A 16,435-nucleotide genomic window follows, 5' to 3' on the forward strand; every position below is an offset into this window, starting at 1 on the left:
ATCTTTTTTTTTTATATTTTTGGTAATTTTATTTTACTTTTTATCAAAATAACTTATAATTTCGGTAAGGAGTGATGTACATATGGAAAGTTTAGGAGATAGAATAGCAAATCTACGAAAAGAATTAGATATAAATCAAAAAGAACTTGCTACTAAAGTTGGTATAACTGAGGCTAGCTTATCACGTTATGAAAATAATTTGAGAGAACCTAAAAGTGAAATAATAGTGAGATTAGCAAGAGCACTGAAAACATCAACAGATTATTTATTAGGCGTAAATGAGAATACAAAAATAAGCAAAGAAGATAAATTAATCATAGAGAACTTATCCGTAAGTGAAAAAACAAAACAGCTTTTAGAGAAAATATATTCTCTTGAAAAAGAAGATAGAGAGGCTATAGAAAAAATGATTGATAATGCCTATATAAAAAGATTCCTTAAAGAAGAGAATTAATTCTCTTCTTTTTCTTTATACAAAATCTCAAGTAATAATTCATAAAAAGCAATATCTTCACTCAATAAATGTTCTAATTTCATTCCTATATCTTCAATTTTTTCTTTTTTTGTAACAGCAGTATTTGACTTTTCCACATATACCATCCCCCAACAAACTTACGTTCTTAATGCTAGTTAGAAATTCTCAACAAATTTTTAATAAAGTTTATGTAATTATATTTTGATTTTATAAAATATATTTTGATTATCCAAAATTTTCCTAGATAATTATCTTAATTATATAATAATACTTTTATTCTACAGTTGCAATAAAAAACTCGTAATAATAACAAAAAAATCTATTATTGTAGAATCTTGTATATTTTTTCCATTTTTATATATTTTTCAGGGTGATTTTTATTATAAAATTTTTTATAAACATATAATTTTTTTATATTCATTTGACGTTCTTTTAATTCTTTAGGATGGATTTAAATTTTCTATAAAAATCATTATTTTTAAACTTTTATTTATTATATGTTTAGATTATTTATTTTCTTTTTCAAGTTTTAATAAATATTCTTTTATCTTTATTCCTCCTAAATAACCTCTTAAACTACCATTAGAACCTACAAGCCTATGACAAGGTATAAAAATAGAAATAGGATTTTTGCTGTTAGCCATTCCTACTGCTCTATATGATTTAGGATTATTAATTATATTTGCTAGTTCTATATAAGTCTTTGTTTCACCATATGGAATTTTACAGAGTTCATTCCAAACCTTTTTACTAAACCCACCACCTGACAACTGTAGCGGTAAATCAAACTCTTTTCTATATCCATCTAAATATTCTTTTAGCTGTTTACTTGCTTCTTTTATAATTTTTGTTTCTTTGGCTAAATATCTTTCAGAATCTAATCCAGACGTTCCAAAAAACAGATTTGTAATATAATTATTTTTTTCTGCTATTCCTATTTTTCCAATTTTAGTTTCATAGTAAAATATATTTTTCATAGACATTATCTCCTTCTCATTTATATTTCCAATTATATAAGTAATATTACTCTTTTATATCTTATATTTTATTAATGTTTATTAAAAAAACTCAAATATTCAAAAATATATATTTCCTATAAAGTATACTTATGAGTTATTTTATATTGTCTTTTAAAAAAACATTACTAGTATCTCTATGTTCATGTCTATACTGAGTTGGAGATATATTATAATTCTTTTTAAATAAACGACTAAAATAATTTATGCTATCAAAACCACATTTCATAGCAATTTCTGTCATATTTAAATCTGTTTTATTTAAATAATATATAGCTTTATCAAGCCTGATTCCATTTATAAAATCGACTGTAGTCTTACCTGTTATTTGCTTAAATGTTCTACAAAAATGGGGTATACTCAAGTTCACATGACTAGCAAGTTCTTTTAATGTAATTTTATCCATATATTTTTCTTCTATAAAATCAAATATACATTCAAATTTTTCTAAAGAATGCTTTCTTTCTATAAATTCATTTTCAGAAAATATTTTATAGACATGACTTCTTAGTAATAACACTATCAATTGATAGATATTAGCTTTTATAGATAACTCATATCCAATTTCTTTATTGTTATATTCATAAAGTATAGTTTTAATACATTTTAAAATAAGATAATCATTTTGAATTAAATTATCAAATACAATATGGTTTAGAGCTAATGGTGCTAAGTATTTAGTTTGTAACAAATCAACTTGATTGCTAAAAAGGAATGTGGGTTCAATACGAATAATATAGAACTTTAAATTATCTGATAGGCTTTCTAAATAATGTAATTCATTACTATTTGCTATTGCAATATTTCCAGACACTATCTTAAAATTATTCAATCCACATTCAAGATATGCCATACCATCAACAAAATAATATACTTGTAGATGCTCATGCCAATGTCTTTTAAAATTTGCTCCCTTTTTAATGTCATCCTTAAAAAAAATATCTATAAAGTTTTCTTGACCTTTTCTGTCAAAATATGTGTTTTTATCATTCATTATTTACCTCTTATCAAAATAGTGCTAATTATAAGCAATATCGTTATTGTATTTATTATTTCATATCGATATTATATAAAATGTAACTATTCTTGTAAACATTAACGTAATGTCAGTCATTATAATAAGGAGGTAATAAAAATGACAAAATCTTTTAAAAAAGATGAAAATAAAAAAAGAATGACAGTTTTATTTGTAGTCATTGCCATGACTTTTATGGCAACATTAGATTCTAGTATTATAAATGTTGCTCTTCCAGTTCTAGCAAGTAAACTAAATGTATCTCTAGCATCTATTGAATGGGTAATAGCAAGTTACTCAATTATTATTTGTTCAACACTATTATTTTTTGGAAGACTTGGAGATATTATTGGTAAATCCAGAATATTTCAAGCAGGCACTATTCTTTTTACATTAGCTTCACTATTATGTGGATTAAGTAATTCTTTCACTTTGCTTATAGTTTGCCGTTTTATTCAAGGAATAGGTGCTTCTGCTTACATGGCAAATAATCATGGAATTATCACAGAACTGTTTCCAAAAGAAAGCAGAGGAAAAGCCCTAGGAATTTTAGTTACTGCAGTTGCCATTGGTAATATGGTTGGACCATCTGTAGGAGGATTTATTTTATCAATATTTGATTGGAATGTTATATTCTTTATAAATATTCCAATAGGTATTATTGTAATCCTTCTAAATACAAAATTTCTTCCAAATAGTAAAAAATCTTCAGAAAAGATGGATAAGCTTGGTGCTATACTTCAATTTTTAGGGACAACATTATTTTTTAGTGCTCTAATTAGTGCTCAACAAACAGGATTACTAAATCCATATATATTAATTGCACTATTACTATCAATTATTTTTATTATATTATTTTTGATATTAGAAAAAAAACATACCCAACCACTTCTCGACCTTGAAATTTTTAGAAATTTTAAATTTTCATTGAATTTAATTTGTGCTCTTTCATCATTCATTTGTATTGCATCATCTAGTATTTTAATTCCATTTTATTTACAAAATACTATGAAGCTTTCCCCAATGCATGCAGGTTTATTTATGATATTATCCCCTTTGATTTTAGCCATTTTTTCACCTATATTTGGGAATATATCAGATAAAATTAAGTCAGAAAAAATTATTTTAATTGGTCTTATTGTTATGAGTTTTGGATTTTTCTTAATGTCAAGATTGAAAGAGAGTTCTATCCTTATTTTATTCGTTATTTCTGTATCAATAATATCAATAGGACAAGCTATATTTCAACCTGCCAATAATGCTCTGATAATGTCAAATTGTCCTAAAAGTAAATTGGGAATTGTCGGAAGTATAAATTCCCTTGTAAGAAATTTAGGGCAAGTTATAGGTATTACCATTTCTACAACACTTTTATATAATTTTATGAGTATTAAAGCTGGGTATAGGGTTAACGATTATATAATTGGTAATGATAAAATATTTGTATTTGGAATGAGAAATGTTTATATCATTATTACACTTCTTTGTTTAATAGGTGCAATATTAATTGGTTTTTATTTATTTAGACCTGATAAAAATAAGCAATAATTTTTTACAATTATCTTAAATTTATGACTATCTTAAAAATATAAATATATTATAGAAAGCTTATTAAAATACTTACTTTGAATCAGATTTAGTTTGTATATATTGATTTAACAATATTTTTATTAGTTCGGCAAAACATGTATCTTATTATAGTTTATAAATTAAAAGAAGCAGAGTAAAATATTTGATATATTATACCCTGCTCCTTTTTTCATTACTTAACTAAAACTTCAATATTTTCATCTTTTCCATCTATAACTATAGTACATCCATTGTACACATCTCCAGCAATAAGTTTCTTTGCAATTACAGTTTCTAATGTATTTCCTATATATCTTTTAAGAGGTCTTGCTCCATATACAGGGTCATACCCTTCTCTCACCATAACATCTTTAGCTGAATTTGTAACCTCAATAGTAATATTTTTTTCTTTCAATCTATTTTTTAAATCTTTCATAAATATATCTATAATTTTCTTGATATTTTCTTGGTCTAGAGGCTTAAACATTATAATATCATCTACTCTATTTAAAAACTCAGGTTTAAATCTATGCTTCATTTCGTTCATTACTAAATTGTTGGTAGTCTCTGTTATATTTCCTCCTGCTTCTAATAGATAATTACTTCCTATATTAGAAGTCATTATTATAAGAGTGTTTTTGAAGTCCACAGTCTTACCTTTATTATCAGTAAGCCTACCATCATCCAATATCTGTAAAAACATATTAAATACATCCTCATGTGCTTTTTCTATCTCATCAAATAGTATTACAGAGTAAGGAGAACGTCTAACTGCTTCTGTAAGTTGACCACCTTCTTCATATCCCACATATCCTGGAGGAGGCCCAACCAATCTTGATACAGCATGTTTTTCCATGTATTCAGACATATCAATTCTAATTATATTGTCTTCACTATCGAATAAATTTCTAGCAAGAGTTTTTGCAAGTTCAGTTTTACCAACACCTGTAGGTCCTAAGAAAATAAATGAACCAATTGGTTTTCTTTCATCTTTTAACCCTGCTCTTGCACGTATTACTGCATTTGAAACTGCTGTAACTGCTTCATCTTGTCCAATAACTCTTTTATGAAGTTCATCTTCTAGTTTAAGTAATTTTTCTCTTTCTCCTTCAACTAGCTTAGTTACTGGTATGCCTGTCCACTTTGATACAATACTAGATATTTCTTCTTCAGTAACTTCTTCTTTTAAAAGAGAATTTTCAGAACCATCGTTCATATTTTCTTCGTACTGCTTTATTTGTTCTTCTAATTTAGGTATTTCACCATATTTAACCTCTGCTGCTTTGTTAAAATCATATTCTCTCTCATACTTTTCAGCTTTACCTTTAGCTTCATCTAATTGAGCCTTTAAGTTTTTAATATCTAATATTTGACTCTTTTCTTTTTCATATTTGGCTGTCATTTCATCATTTTTAGATTTTAACTCTGCTATTTCTTTTTGAATATCATCCAATCTTGATTTACTTTTATCATCATTTTCTTTAAGTAATGCTTCTCTTTCAGTTTCTAATGTAAACAACTTTCTTCTAACAACATCTAATTCTGTTGGTAATGAATCTATTTCACTACGAATCATAGCTCCAGCTTCATCAATTAAATCAATTGCTTTATCTGGTAAAAATCTATCTTGTATATATCTATGAGAAAGTTTCGCTGCTGCTACAATAGCATTATCATGTATTCTTACTCCATGATGTATCTCAAATCTTTCTTTTAAACCTCTAAGTATAGATATTGTATCTTCAACAGTAGGTTCCTCTGCAATTACAGGCTGAAAACGTCTTTCAAGTGCCTTATCTTTTTCTATATACTTTCTATATTCATCAAAAGTAGTTGCACCAATACAGTTTAATTCACCTCTTGCAAGCATAGGTTTAATAAGATTACCTGCATCCATTGAACCTTCTGTTTTACCAGCTCCAACTATAGTATGAATCTCATCTATAAATAGTATAATTTTTCCATCAGAACTCTGAACTTCTTTTAAGACTGCCTTTAATCTTTCTTCAAATTCACCTCTATATTTTGCACCAGCAATTAAAGCACCCATATCAAGTGAAAATACAATTTTATCTTTTAACCCTTCTGGCACATCTCCTCTTACTATTCTCTCTGCTAAACCTTCTACAATTGCAGTTTTACCTACACCTGGCTCACCAATTAATACAGGATTATTTTTAGTTCTTCTTGATAAAATTCTTATAATTCTTCTTATTTCTTCATCTCTTCCAATTACAGGGTCTAATTTATTTTTCTTAGCTAAATCTACTAAGTTTGTTCCATATCTAGCAAGTGCATCATATGTTCCTTCTGGGTCTTGTGTTTCTACTCTTTGACTTCCTCTCACTTGTGATAAAATATTTAAAAAGTCATTTTTATTTATATTATATTGCTTTAATATTTTACCAACAGCTGATTTTGATTCTGTTTCCATCATTGCAAGCATAACATGCTCTACACTTATATATGAATCTTTAAATTCTTTAGAAATACTCTCTGCCTTTATAAGCACCTCATTTATTTTTCTAGTAGCTGATACTCCTTGTGAGTCAGCACCTTCTCCATATACTTTTGGAAGCTTATCAATTTCAAAGTTCACAGTATTTCTCAAAGAATCAATTGATATATTCATTTTTTCGATTATATTTGGTATTAATCCATCTTCTTGATTAATAAGTGCTGAAAAAAGATGAATTACATCTACTTGTTGGTTATGATTTTTTACTGCTTCATTATAAGCCTCATTTAAACTTTTTTGAACTCTTAAAGTCATTTTTTCTACGTCCATATAAATCCCTCCATTTTAATATTATATCCAAATAAATTAAATTCTCTCATTTATAATTATTGATTTTCTAAGCTCTAAAAGACTATCAAGTAAATTCTCATTTTTTTGTATATCGAAACTCAAAGTTAGATTAAACGTTCCATCTGAATTAAAAAAATCGAATACTTCTTTTGATTTTGCTATTAAATATAAGTCTTCATCTATAAGTCTTTTTTCACCTATTAATAAATACTGACATTTATCTATAAAGCTCCTTTTAAAATCAATAGTGTATAGATTTTCTAAAATATTATATTGATAAATAGCAATATTATTAAACACTTTTAATATGTTTGAATTTACAAAATTGTAAATTTGATTATTGTTATACAGTGATATTTGTTCGTATATATATTCCCTAAATAAAGGATGAATGTTTTGTTTAAGTTTTAAAGTAACTTCAGCTGGTATTTCAAAATAAAGCTTCCAGTACTTAGAGTTATTTTTTTCTAGTATAAAAGCTACTTTATTCAAACTAGTAGAACTAATCTCCTTTAACGTACAATTAAAATTGTAATGTCTTAAACTAGTTTTTTCATTCTCAAATACATAATCAAACCACTGTAGAACATTTCTATCAAGTTTTAAACTCATATAAAAACCTTCTTCCTTATTTACTAACCTTATTAGGTCTTTTTATCTGATTATATTCTGTTAATAAACTTTCTTTATCAGCTCTACTACCCTTATATGCTATATGTGGATTTATCATATACTCACCATTTTTCACTCTTTGTAAAAAATCCATTTTTTTCAGTTCTGTAAACAATGAAGATAAAGAAGTTTTTGGATATTCAAATTCACAAGATAATTCATATAACGTTTTTCTAATCTTATTATTTTTATCCATAGAGTTTATCAATTTTAATGGAATTAAGTCTCTCTTAGTATACATTCCTTCTACTACTTTAATATAGTTCTTAAAGCAAACATTCATGTACTTACTTTTATTCATAACTAAACTTTTACTCTCTGTGTATTCCTGATTTAAATCTTTTTTTAATGTCTTATCTAAGTTAAATATCTCTTCTCACTCTCCTTATCTCTAATTGATAATATAAATATATTATAAAAAAACATGTATGTCAAAACTGAAAATACAAAAAGTTTATTTCTTAAGTAAACTTTTATTTAGCTGTAAGATAAACTTTAATACTTTTTTAATTTAGTATTTCCAATTTATTGGTAGGATTTTTGAATAATATTTATAAATTTTTTTAAAAAAATTTGAACTTATTTAATAAGTGAGTCTTTTATAAAATACATTTATCAAATGTACAATATTTCCAATCAGTTTTTTTCTAAAATCAGTTGACATATTATATATATATTTATATAATGTGTATATACTATATATACACTTTAAGGAGGTGTCTTGTTGAATATAGTTATTAGTAATTCGAGTGGAAAGCCAATATATGAACAGATTACTACACAAATTAAAAGTATGATTATAAGCGGAGAGTTACCAGAAGGATCAGCTCTTCCAAGTATGAGATTGTTGGCAAAGGAACTTAGAATAAGTGTAATTACTACAAAGCGAGCATATAGCGATTTAGAACGAGATGGATTTATTGAGACAGTTACTGGTAAAGGTAGTTTTGTATCTAGTAAAAACATGGACTTTGTCAAAGAAGAACAATTTCGTTTAATTGAAGAATACCTACAAAAATCAGTTGATATAGCCAAAAGTAGTGATATTACATATGACGAATTAAAAGATATTTTATTTTTATTATATAAAGGAGAATAATAAGTATGGATGCAATAAATATAAAAAATTTAAACAAATCTTATAAGGATTTTAGCCTACAAGATGTATCTTTTTCAGTACCAAAAGGGAGTGTAATGGGATTTGTAGGTGAAAATGGTGCGGGAAAAACAACCACATTAAAAGCAATTTTAAATTTAATTTCTTATGATAGTGGAAACATAGAAATCTTTGGTCTTGATAATAAAAAAAATGAAAAAGAAATTAAAGAACAAATTGGTGTTGTGTTTGAGGGAAGTAACTTTCACGAAAATTTAAACACTGACCATGTTTCAAAAATCATGAGTAAAATCTATAAAAATTGGAGTCACACATTATTCAAAGACTATTTAAAAAAATTGAGAGTCCCAGACAATAAACTAATCAAAGAGTTTTCAAAGGGTAATAAAATGAAACTTAGTATTGCTGTAGCATTATCACATAAGCCAAAACTATTAATACTAGATGAAGCAACTAGTTCTCTTGACCCTATTGTTCGTGAAGAAATACTAGATATATTTTTAGATTTTATACAAGATGAAGAACACTCTATTATTTTATCTTCACATATTACAAGTGATTTAGATAAAATAGCAGACTATATTACCTTTATACATAAAGGAAAAATTGTATTTAGTGAAAATAAGGATGAATTAATTGATACTATGGGAATTTTAAAATGTAAGCCTAGTGACTTTGATAATCTTACAAAAGAAGATTATTCATATTATCGTAAAAGCCAATTTGGATATGAGGTACTTCTTAAAGATAAATATAGATTTATCTCAAGACATCCAAACTTTATTGTTGATAATGCGTCTATAGAAGAAATTATGTTATTTTATGTGAGAGGTGATAAATAATGAAAGGTCTAATTTTGAAAGATTTACTTAATTTAAAGGGAAATGTAAAGTTTATATTTTTATTCATCATTATGTTTGGACTTATGTCTTCTTTTGGAGATGGAAATGTTAATAATTTTATGGGTGTTATTATAGTTTTATGTACTATAATGATTGTTTCAACATTTTCATATGATGATTTAAATAAATGGGATAGTTATGTACTTACAATGCCAATTAAACGTAATGATATTGTATTAAGTAAATATTTAACTATGTTAATATTTAGCTTTATAGGTATCCTTGTTTCACTTATCGTTAGTGTCATTATTGGTTATTTTAAACATACACTTGTATTAGGTGAAACTCTACTTATTAATGCATTAATCTTATCAGTTTCAGTATGTTTTGGTAGCCTTATCCTACCACTTATTTATAAATTTGGTACAGAAAAAGCCCGTTTGTTAATGATTTTATGCTTTTTAGTTCCAACACTAGTTTTATTGGTTTTTAAAAACATTTTAGAAAGTACTAGTTCACCTCTTTCTATAGAAATTATACTTAATACACTAGTATATTCTCTTCCATTTATTGCTATTGTTCTATTTGTGATTTCGTATTTTATCTCATCAAAAATCTATAGTAAAAAAGAAGTATAAAATGTACTGTATAATATGTTTTTGTATTTAAGTATTTTAAGTGAAATGCTATCAAATCTTTTTTGATAGTATTTTATTTTTTTTATTAATCTCTACTAGGTATTTATTATTTTATTACTTATCTTTAATAACGCTCTATTACTTTATAGATTTATTTATACAATATAATCAGTTTATAAATTTAATTGCTAACAATATTATTGAGCATAAAAACAAGATAACATCTAAAAATAGTCCTTATATAGTAAATTAACTTATTTTAATATTCAATGATTTAAGATTACTAAATTTATCGAGAATTTCTTTTAATTAACTTAAACTATATCTTAATTTTTAAAATTTTAATATCAACAATATTAAAGTTAAGAATCAGTATTCTTAGTTTGACATCAACATAAATACCTATTAGAATAATATTAAACTATATTCTTTCAACTGATTTTCTTAAAAACAGCAATAGATAAAAGATTATACAAGGAGATAATTCAAATATGGAATTAGAAATTACAGAAAAAATAGAAAAACAAGATGAAAATACTATTTTTCAAGGATTATTAAAATATAATCTTACTAGACTTGAAGATAAAAATCCAGTGGATTTGGGAATATATATCGAGATAAAACAGGTCAAATTATTGCAGGTTTTATAGGTGTTACTCATGGTAATTGGCTTTTTATAAAATACTTATGGTTTAGTGAGAAGCTTAGATGTAAAGGTGCTGGAAGTCAACTTTTATATAATGCTGAAAAAATTGCTAAAGAACGAGGTTGTAAATATGCTTTTTTAGATACATTCAGTTTTCAAGCACCTAAATTTTATGAGAAATTTGGATACCATAAAGTATTTTCACTTGAAAATTATCCTATAACTGGAAGGAGATATTATTTTACAAAACTACTATAGTAATGAAAATTATATCTTTAGGAGGTAAATATGCTAGGAAAAAAATGTATGGATTATCTGCAAACACTAGGAAAAATAAGTTCAACAACGAATGGTCTTACAAGACTTATATTAACTGAAGAACATAAAAAATCTATTGATTTAATTAGTTCGTGGATGAAAGATTTGAATCTTGATATTGAAATTGATGACATTGGAAATGTTATAGGTACATATAAATCAAGTTTTCCAAATGCTCCCACATTAGTAGTTGCATCTCATCAAGATAGTGTAAAATGTGGAGGTATATTTGATGGTATGTTGGGTATAATAGTTCCTCTAGTTGGACTTGAAGAAGCAAAACATAATAATAAGTCTTATCCTTTCAATATTAAGCTAGTTGCTTTTGCTGAAGAGGAAGGAACTAGGTTTGAAACTTCTTTAATGGGAAGTAAAGTTTTTGCTGGTACTTTTAAAGAAGATCTTCTTAAATCTGTTGATGAAAATGGAATTACACTTGAAGAAGCTATAACAAAGTTTGGGTTTAATACTAAAAACTTAATAAATTTACATCCTAGAAAAGATATAGATGCATATTTAGAATTTCATATCGAACAAGGACCTGTTTTAGAAAATGAATCACTTCCTGCTGGAATTGTATCAAGTATTACAGGATTCAAAAGTTTTAAAATATCAGTACATGGTAAATCTGGACATGCTGGTACACTACCAATGAATATGAGATTTGATGCTGGATGCTGTGCCTGTGAATGTGTATTAGCCATTGAAAAAATAGCTAAAATGACTACTAATTTAGTTGCTACTGTTGGAAAGATGAATTTCTATCCATCTTCATCAAATGTCGTACCTGAAAGGGTGGAATTTACTCTTGATGTACGTTCTTGTTCTCAAGAAGTTCTTGATAGCTCAATAGAAAAGATATTCAACGAAATATCTCATATATGTGAGAATAGAAAACTTAATTATGAAAGTGAACTTTCTTTTGAAAATGTCCCTGTACCATGTTCCAATAAAATAACTAAAACTATAGAAAAAAGTTTTATAGATTTAAATCTTAATCCTTTTTATATTTATAGTGGAGCTGGTCATGATGCTCAAGAAATGGACAATATAACTGACATTGGAATGGTGTTTATAAGATGTTCTGGAGGTATAAGTCATAATCCTGATGAAAGTGTTTCTGTAGATGACTTAGATACTGCTATAAAAATATTTCTAAAAATATTAGATAATCTCGATTTAAAATAATTTTATATCAAAAATATACAAGTAAAAACATATTATCACTACTAACCTTATACTATATAATTGTATAATATTATCTATTATAAAAACAGACTTTTATACTCTTATAGAATAAGTTTTGATATTTTATACCTAATACAAAAATATATATTTAAGGAGATAATTTTTATGAATGAAAAATTAATTGGAATTTTAGCTGGAATGGGTCCAAGGTCAACTGCTCCCTTTATGGATTTAGTTATTGATGAATGTCAATTTCAGTATGGTGCAAAATATGATGATGAGTTCCCAAAGATGATGATATATTCATTACCTACTCCATTTTATATTGACCGTCCAATAAATCACGAACTTATGAAAAAAACTATTATTGATGGGTTACAAAAACTTGAATCAATTGGAGTAAGTTTTATTGCTATGCCATGTAATTCAGCACATATATACTTTAAAGAATTAAAAAAATCAATTAATATACCTTTGTTAAATATTGTAGAAGAAACAGTTAAGAAACTTCCTATTATCCCACAAAAAGTAACTCTTTTTTCAACTAATTCAACATTTGAATCTAAAATTTATCAAGATGGCATACTACATAATGGGCATGAGTTTATATTTAAAGATGAATGGCAGACAAAATTAAATACTCTTATTCAAAGTATAAAAACAGATAAAGGAAATCCATATAATATTGATATTTGGAATGAACTTATTGAAGATGTGAAAAAAGAATCTATTGAAAATGTAATAATTGCTTGTACCGACTTAAATGTAGTTTTCGAAAAATCTCATTCTTCAATTAATATTATTGATTCATCAAAATGTTTAGCTAAAGCAACTATCAACAAATATCTAAAACTAGTTAAATAAATTTTTAGATACTATATTTTAGAAAATATACATGTATTTGTTTAGTTAAAAAAATATAAACCTATAGTTTTATATTATAGTTCCTTGATGATATAAAATTTAACCATGTATTATAGTATTTTAATAGAAAAGGATACCAATACTGGTATCCTTTTTAAATATTTTTATATTTATTGCACTTAAGTTTATACTATTGAATAGTACCCATAGAATTAGATAAATCTCGTCCTGCTGTAACAAGATTAGATAATAATACATCAGCTACTGCATCATTAGCTGAACTTATTATCCATTTGTTATCTTTTTTAGAACATTCAAACTCTACAGTTTTTGTTACATAAGTCTCTTTAACACTTTTTTGTTTTTCTTTCATAATTGATACTAGCATTTCAGTTGTTTTCTCATCAGTTAAGTCTTGCCCTGAAAAACTCATACCAAGCATCTTTGTAAATGCTTCAGCTACTATCTCTTTAAGTAATGGTGTTGAATCTACAAATTTACACTCTACTTTTATTGTAGCCTTATTATCTTTAATCTCACTATCTTTTATTGTATATGTGATTTTAGATGCATTCTGTTTTAGATAATCTAAAACATACTGTGCATTTGGGTCTTTTGTGTCTAGTTCTTTTAATACATCTTTATATTTCTCGTCATTATTTTCCATTACCTTATTCATGCCTTCAAAGTCAAACTTCTTTGCACTGCTAAAAAAACTATCTATTGTATCTTCTGGTTTTGCACTTGAACATGCTGTTAAAGATATTGCCAATAAAAAAGTTGTTAAAACTAATATGATTTTTTTCATATCTCAAACCCTCCCTCTTAATTTGTTGATACATAAGTTATTTTAACATATAATGAGAGTTTTTGAATGATATATTTAAAATATTTTATAAATTTTCATTAAAGCAAAATTTAGCTTAAATTATATCTATATTAAATTATTGTTCATATTTACATCAATCATAGTAGAAACCATAACAGCTTTTATTGTATGCATTCTATTTTCAGCTTCTTCAAATACCTTTGAATATTTTGAATTAAATACCTCGTCTGTAACCTCTAGCTCTGATAATCCAAACTTTTCATAAATTTCTTGAGCAACTTTAGTTTCTAAGTCATGGAATGCTGGAAGGCAGTGTAAAAATATAACATTTTCATTTTCAGTTTTCTTTATCATATCCATATTTACTTGATAATCCTTAAGTTGATTTATTCTCGTCTCATATTGCTCTTCTTCTCCCATAGAAACCCATACATCTGTATATATAACATCTGCACCTTTAACATCATCAATACTTTCAGTCAACATTATATCTCCCTTAGATTTCTTAGCTATTTCCTTCATAGCCTTAACTAATTCTTCATTTGGCCAAAGTTCCTTAGGTGCAAGTGCTACGAAATCAATTCCCATTTTAGCACATCCTATCATCAGGGAGTTTCCCATGTTATTTCTAGCATCACCGACATATACAAATTTAACTTTATTCAAATCTTTATCTACATTTTCAATTACTGTTAAAAAGTCTGCAAGGATTTGCGTTGGATGATATTCATCTGTAAGTCCATTCCAAACAGGTACACCAGAATATTTTGCTAAACTTTCAACTGTTTCTTGTTTAAATCCTCTAAATTCTATTCCATCATAGAATTTTCCTAGAACTTTTGCTGTATCAGATACAGACTCTTTTTTACCCATATGACAGTCATTAGGACCTAGATAAGTTACATGTGCACCTTCGTCATGAGCCGCTACTTCAAATGAACATCTAGTTCTTGTTGATGTTTTCTCAAACAATAAAGCTATATTTTTTCCTTGTAATAAATCACCCTTTATACCAACCTTTTTCTTAGTTTTTAAATAACTAGATAAAGTTAATAAATATCTAATCTCCTCTTTTGTAAAATCCTTTAGTGTCAAAAAACTCTTCCCTTTTAAACTTATATTATTCATATTAATTCGCCCCTTTTTATAAACTTTTTAAACTCAATTAAACTTGTTAGCACTTTACTTTTTTATTTACTTTGAATTCTTGTCTTTAATCGTATATTTTTGAATATTTAGTTAATTTTTAGTAATATATCTTTTAGAATTTCAAGAGCCTCATCTATTTCTTTATAACTGATTGTTAATGGTGGTAAAAATCTCAATACATTTTTGCCAGCAGTCAAAATAAGCAATCCTTTTTTTCTAGCTTTCTCTTCTATAATACTAGATTCGATATTGGTTTTAATTCCTATCATTAAGCCAATACCTTTTGTCTTTAGTACAACTTTACTATTAAAATTTTCAATAGATTTTCTTATATAATCTCCTTTTTCTAATACTTCATTATAAAAACCGTCTTTAGACACCTCATCTAATACAACTGAAGCTGCCACCATAGCTAATAAATTACCTCCAAACGTTGTACCTTGGTCTCCTTTTCCTAGTACTTTTGAAAGATTTTCATTTACTAATACTCCGCCTACTGGTATTCCTGCTCCTAATCCTTTTGCTACTGTAACTATATCTGGTTTTACATCAAAATATTCATATCCAAAAAGTTTACCAGTTCTTCCTATACCGCATTGGACTTCATCAAAAATCACTACGATGTCCTTTTCTTTGCATATTTTTACTAGTTCCAAAACATAATCTTTTTCAAGAATATTAACTCCACCTTCACCTTGAATTGCTTCAAGAATTATTGCACAAACTGTCGAATCAAGATTATTTTTTAAATCTTCAATATTATTTCTTTCTATGTATTTAAAACCTTCGGGAAGTGGATAAAAGTACTTATGATATTTATCCATACCAGTTGCCATTAAAGACATCATTGTTCTACCATGAAAAGAATCTTTCAAACTTATAATAGTTCCTCTATCCTTACCATATTTATCACTACTATACTTTCTTGCTATTTTAAACGCTGTTTCATTTGCTTCTGTTCCAGAATTACAGAAATATATTTTATCCATTCCACTTGCATTGATTATTTTCTCTCCTGCACACAACACCGGCTCATTAAAATATAGATTTGAAGTATGTAATAATTTGTCCACTTGCTCCTTTAGAGCATTTTTTAAATTATTATTGCTATATCCAAGAGAAGATACTCCATATCCACTTGTAAAATCTATATATTTATTACCATTAGTATCAAAAAAACAACTTCCTTCACCATAATCTATAACAAAATTAGGTTGGTTATATGTGTCTATAAAGTATTCATTCCATTTTGAAATTGTACTGTTGTTATTCATTTTTATTATCTCCT

16 protein-coding genes and 1 pseudogene are annotated in these 16,435 nt (G+C 26.4%); 8 read left to right on the plus strand and 9 right to left on the minus strand.

Going from position 1 to position 16,435, the window contains the following annotated elements; all coding sequences use genetic code 11:
- The first annotated feature begins 82 nt into the window (after positions 1-82).
- Complete coding sequence (locus JJC02_09625; protein ID UDN53177.1) at positions 83-454, plus strand: helix-turn-helix transcriptional regulator; 372 nt, start codon at positions 83-85, stop codon at positions 452-454.
- On the opposite strand, the gene JJC02_09630 is transcribed toward JJC02_09625, so the two are convergent.
- The 3 genes from JJC02_09630 to JJC02_09640 all read right to left on the minus strand — a co-directional run bounded on the left by JJC02_09630 (position 451) and on the right by JJC02_09640 (position 2,485).
- Complete coding sequence (locus tag JJC02_09630) at positions 451-591, minus strand: hypothetical protein (protein ID UDN53178.1); 141 nt, start codon at positions 589-591, stop codon at positions 451-453. The two genes, JJC02_09625 and JJC02_09630, sit on opposite strands and share 4 nt — an antisense overlap.
- Before the next feature lie 390 nt (positions 592-981).
- Positions 982-1,452 (minus strand): methylated-DNA--[protein]-cysteine S-methyltransferase, encoded by a 471-nt coding sequence (locus JJC02_09635; protein ID UDN53179.1) that lies wholly within the window; start codon positions 1,450-1,452, stop codon positions 982-984.
- Between the two features lie 136 nt (positions 1,453-1,588).
- The gene (locus tag JJC02_09640) at positions 1,589-2,485 is read right to left on the minus strand and encodes an AraC family transcriptional regulator (protein UDN53180.1); all 897 of its coding nucleotides are present in this window, start codon (positions 2,483-2,485) and stop codon (positions 1,589-1,591) included.
- Between the two features lie 141 nt (positions 2,486-2,626).
- Between JJC02_09640 and JJC02_09645 the strand changes: the two genes are divergently transcribed.
- A complete protein-coding gene (locus JJC02_09645) occupies positions 2,627-4,054 on the plus strand; it encodes an MFS transporter (protein ID UDN53181.1) in 1,428 nt (475 codons plus the stop codon).
- A gap of 214 nt (positions 4,055-4,268) precedes the next feature.
- On the opposite strand, the gene clpB is transcribed toward JJC02_09645, so the two are convergent.
- Genes clpB through JJC02_09660 form a run of 3 tightly spaced genes read right to left on the minus strand, consistent with a single transcriptional unit; the run spans position 4,269 to position 7,857 of the window.
- Positions 4,269-6,863 carry an ATP-dependent chaperone ClpB gene (clpB, locus tag JJC02_09650; GenBank protein UDN53182.1) on the minus strand — a complete coding sequence of 865 codons (2,595 nt, stop codon included), beginning with the start codon at positions 6,861-6,863 and terminating at the stop codon, positions 4,269-4,271.
- A gap of 36 nt (positions 6,864-6,899) precedes the next feature.
- On the minus strand, positions 6,900-7,496 hold the full coding sequence (locus tag JJC02_09655; protein ID UDN53183.1) for a hypothetical protein: 597 nt from the start codon (positions 7,494-7,496) through the stop codon (positions 6,900-6,902).
- A gap of 16 nt (positions 7,497-7,512) precedes the next feature.
- A complete protein-coding gene (locus JJC02_09660; protein UDN53184.1) occupies positions 7,513-7,857 on the minus strand; it encodes a replication/maintenance protein RepL in 345 nt (114 codons plus the stop codon).
- Between the two features lie 423 nt (positions 7,858-8,280).
- On the opposite strand from JJC02_09660, the gene JJC02_09665 reads away from it, so the two are divergent.
- The 6 genes and pseudogenes from JJC02_09665 to JJC02_09690 all read left to right on the plus strand — a co-directional run bounded on the left by JJC02_09665 (position 8,281) and on the right by JJC02_09690 (position 13,169).
- The gene (locus JJC02_09665) at positions 8,281-8,655 is read left to right on the plus strand and encodes a GntR family transcriptional regulator (protein ID UDN53185.1); all 375 of its coding nucleotides are present in this window, start codon (positions 8,281-8,283) and stop codon (positions 8,653-8,655) included.
- Between the two features lie 5 nt (positions 8,656-8,660).
- On the plus strand, positions 8,661-9,515 hold the full coding sequence (locus tag JJC02_09670; protein ID UDN53186.1) for an ABC transporter ATP-binding protein: 855 nt from the start codon (positions 8,661-8,663) through the stop codon (positions 9,513-9,515).
- Positions 9,515-10,153, plus strand: coding sequence for an ABC-2 transporter permease (locus tag JJC02_09675; GenBank protein ID UDN53187.1), 639 nt, complete (start codon positions 9,515-9,517; stop codon positions 10,151-10,153). Before JJC02_09670 ends, JJC02_09675 begins: the two co-directional genes overlap by 1 nt.
- A gap of 491 nt (positions 10,154-10,644) precedes the next feature.
- Positions 10,645-11,057, plus strand: a pseudogene (locus JJC02_09680) (GNAT family N-acetyltransferase).
- Positions 11,058-11,087: 30 nt separating this feature from the next.
- The gene (locus tag JJC02_09685; GenBank protein UDN53188.1) at positions 11,088-12,305 is read left to right on the plus strand and encodes a M20 family metallo-hydrolase; all 1,218 of its coding nucleotides are present in this window, start codon (positions 11,088-11,090) and stop codon (positions 12,303-12,305) included.
- A 165-nt stretch (positions 12,306-12,470) separates the two neighbouring features.
- The gene (locus tag JJC02_09690) at positions 12,471-13,169 is read left to right on the plus strand and encodes an amino acid racemase (GenBank protein UDN53189.1); all 699 of its coding nucleotides are present in this window, start codon (positions 12,471-12,473) and stop codon (positions 13,167-13,169) included.
- A gap of 190 nt (positions 13,170-13,359) precedes the next feature.
- On the opposite strand, the gene JJC02_09695 is transcribed toward JJC02_09690, so the two are convergent.
- From JJC02_09695 to JJC02_09705, 3 genes are all read right to left on the minus strand, one after another.
- The gene (locus tag JJC02_09695) at positions 13,360-13,977 is read right to left on the minus strand and encodes a DUF4878 domain-containing protein (GenBank protein UDN53190.1); all 618 of its coding nucleotides are present in this window, start codon (positions 13,975-13,977) and stop codon (positions 13,360-13,362) included.
- Positions 13,978-14,103: 126 nt separating this feature from the next.
- Entirely contained in the window at positions 14,104-15,126 is a 1,023-nt protein-coding gene (gene argF, locus JJC02_09700; GenBank protein UDN53191.1) for an ornithine carbamoyltransferase, read from the minus strand.
- Between the two features lie 107 nt (positions 15,127-15,233).
- Positions 15,234-16,421 (minus strand): aspartate aminotransferase family protein, encoded by a 1,188-nt coding sequence (locus JJC02_09705; GenBank protein ID UDN53192.1) that lies wholly within the window; start codon positions 16,419-16,421, stop codon positions 15,234-15,236.
- Positions 16,422-16,435 lie beyond the last annotated feature (14 nt).

The organism is Clostridioides sp. ES-S-0054-01 (genome assembly GCA_021561035.1).
In the GTDB taxonomy this organism is placed as follows: domain Bacteria; phylum Bacillota; class Clostridia; order Peptostreptococcales; family Peptostreptococcaceae; genus Clostridioides.

Coding starts and splice junctions, on each gene's coding strand:
- JJC02_09685 (UDN53188.1), top strand. CDS start 11,088: ATGCTAGGAAAAAAATGTATGGATTATCTGCAAACACTAGGAAAAATA.
- JJC02_09705 (UDN53192.1), bottom strand. CDS start 16,421: ATGAATAACAACAGTACAATTTCAAAATGGAATGAATACTTTATAGAC.
- JJC02_09670 (UDN53186.1), top strand. CDS start 8,661: ATGGATGCAATAAATATAAAAAATTTAAACAAATCTTATAAGGATTTT.
- JJC02_09655 (UDN53183.1), bottom strand. CDS start 7,496: ATGAGTTTAAAACTTGATAGAAATGTTCTACAGTGGTTTGATTATGTA.
- JJC02_09695 (UDN53190.1), bottom strand. CDS start 13,977: ATGAAAAAAATCATATTAGTTTTAACAACTTTTTTATTGGCAATATCT.
- JJC02_09675 (UDN53187.1), top strand. CDS start 9,515: ATGAAAGGTCTAATTTTGAAAGATTTACTTAATTTAAAGGGAAATGTA.
- JJC02_09640 (UDN53180.1), bottom strand. CDS start 2,485: ATGAATGATAAAAACACATATTTTGACAGAAAAGGTCAAGAAAACTTT.
- argF (UDN53191.1), bottom strand. CDS start 15,126: ATGAATAATATAAGTTTAAAAGGGAAGAGTTTTTTGACACTAAAGGAT.
- JJC02_09690 (UDN53189.1), top strand. CDS start 12,471: ATGAATGAAAAATTAATTGGAATTTTAGCTGGAATGGGTCCAAGGTCA.
- clpB (UDN53182.1), bottom strand. CDS start 6,863: ATGGACGTAGAAAAAATGACTTTAAGAGTTCAAAAAAGTTTAAATGAG.
- JJC02_09625 (UDN53177.1), top strand. CDS start 83: ATGGAAAGTTTAGGAGATAGAATAGCAAATCTACGAAAAGAATTAGAT.
- JJC02_09645 (UDN53181.1), top strand. CDS start 2,627: ATGACAAAATCTTTTAAAAAAGATGAAAATAAAAAAAGAATGACAGTT.
- JJC02_09660 (UDN53184.1), bottom strand. CDS start 7,857: ATGAATAAAAGTAAGTACATGAATGTTTGCTTTAAGAACTATATTAAA.
- JJC02_09635 (UDN53179.1), bottom strand. CDS start 1,452: ATGAAAAATATATTTTACTATGAAACTAAAATTGGAAAAATAGGAATA.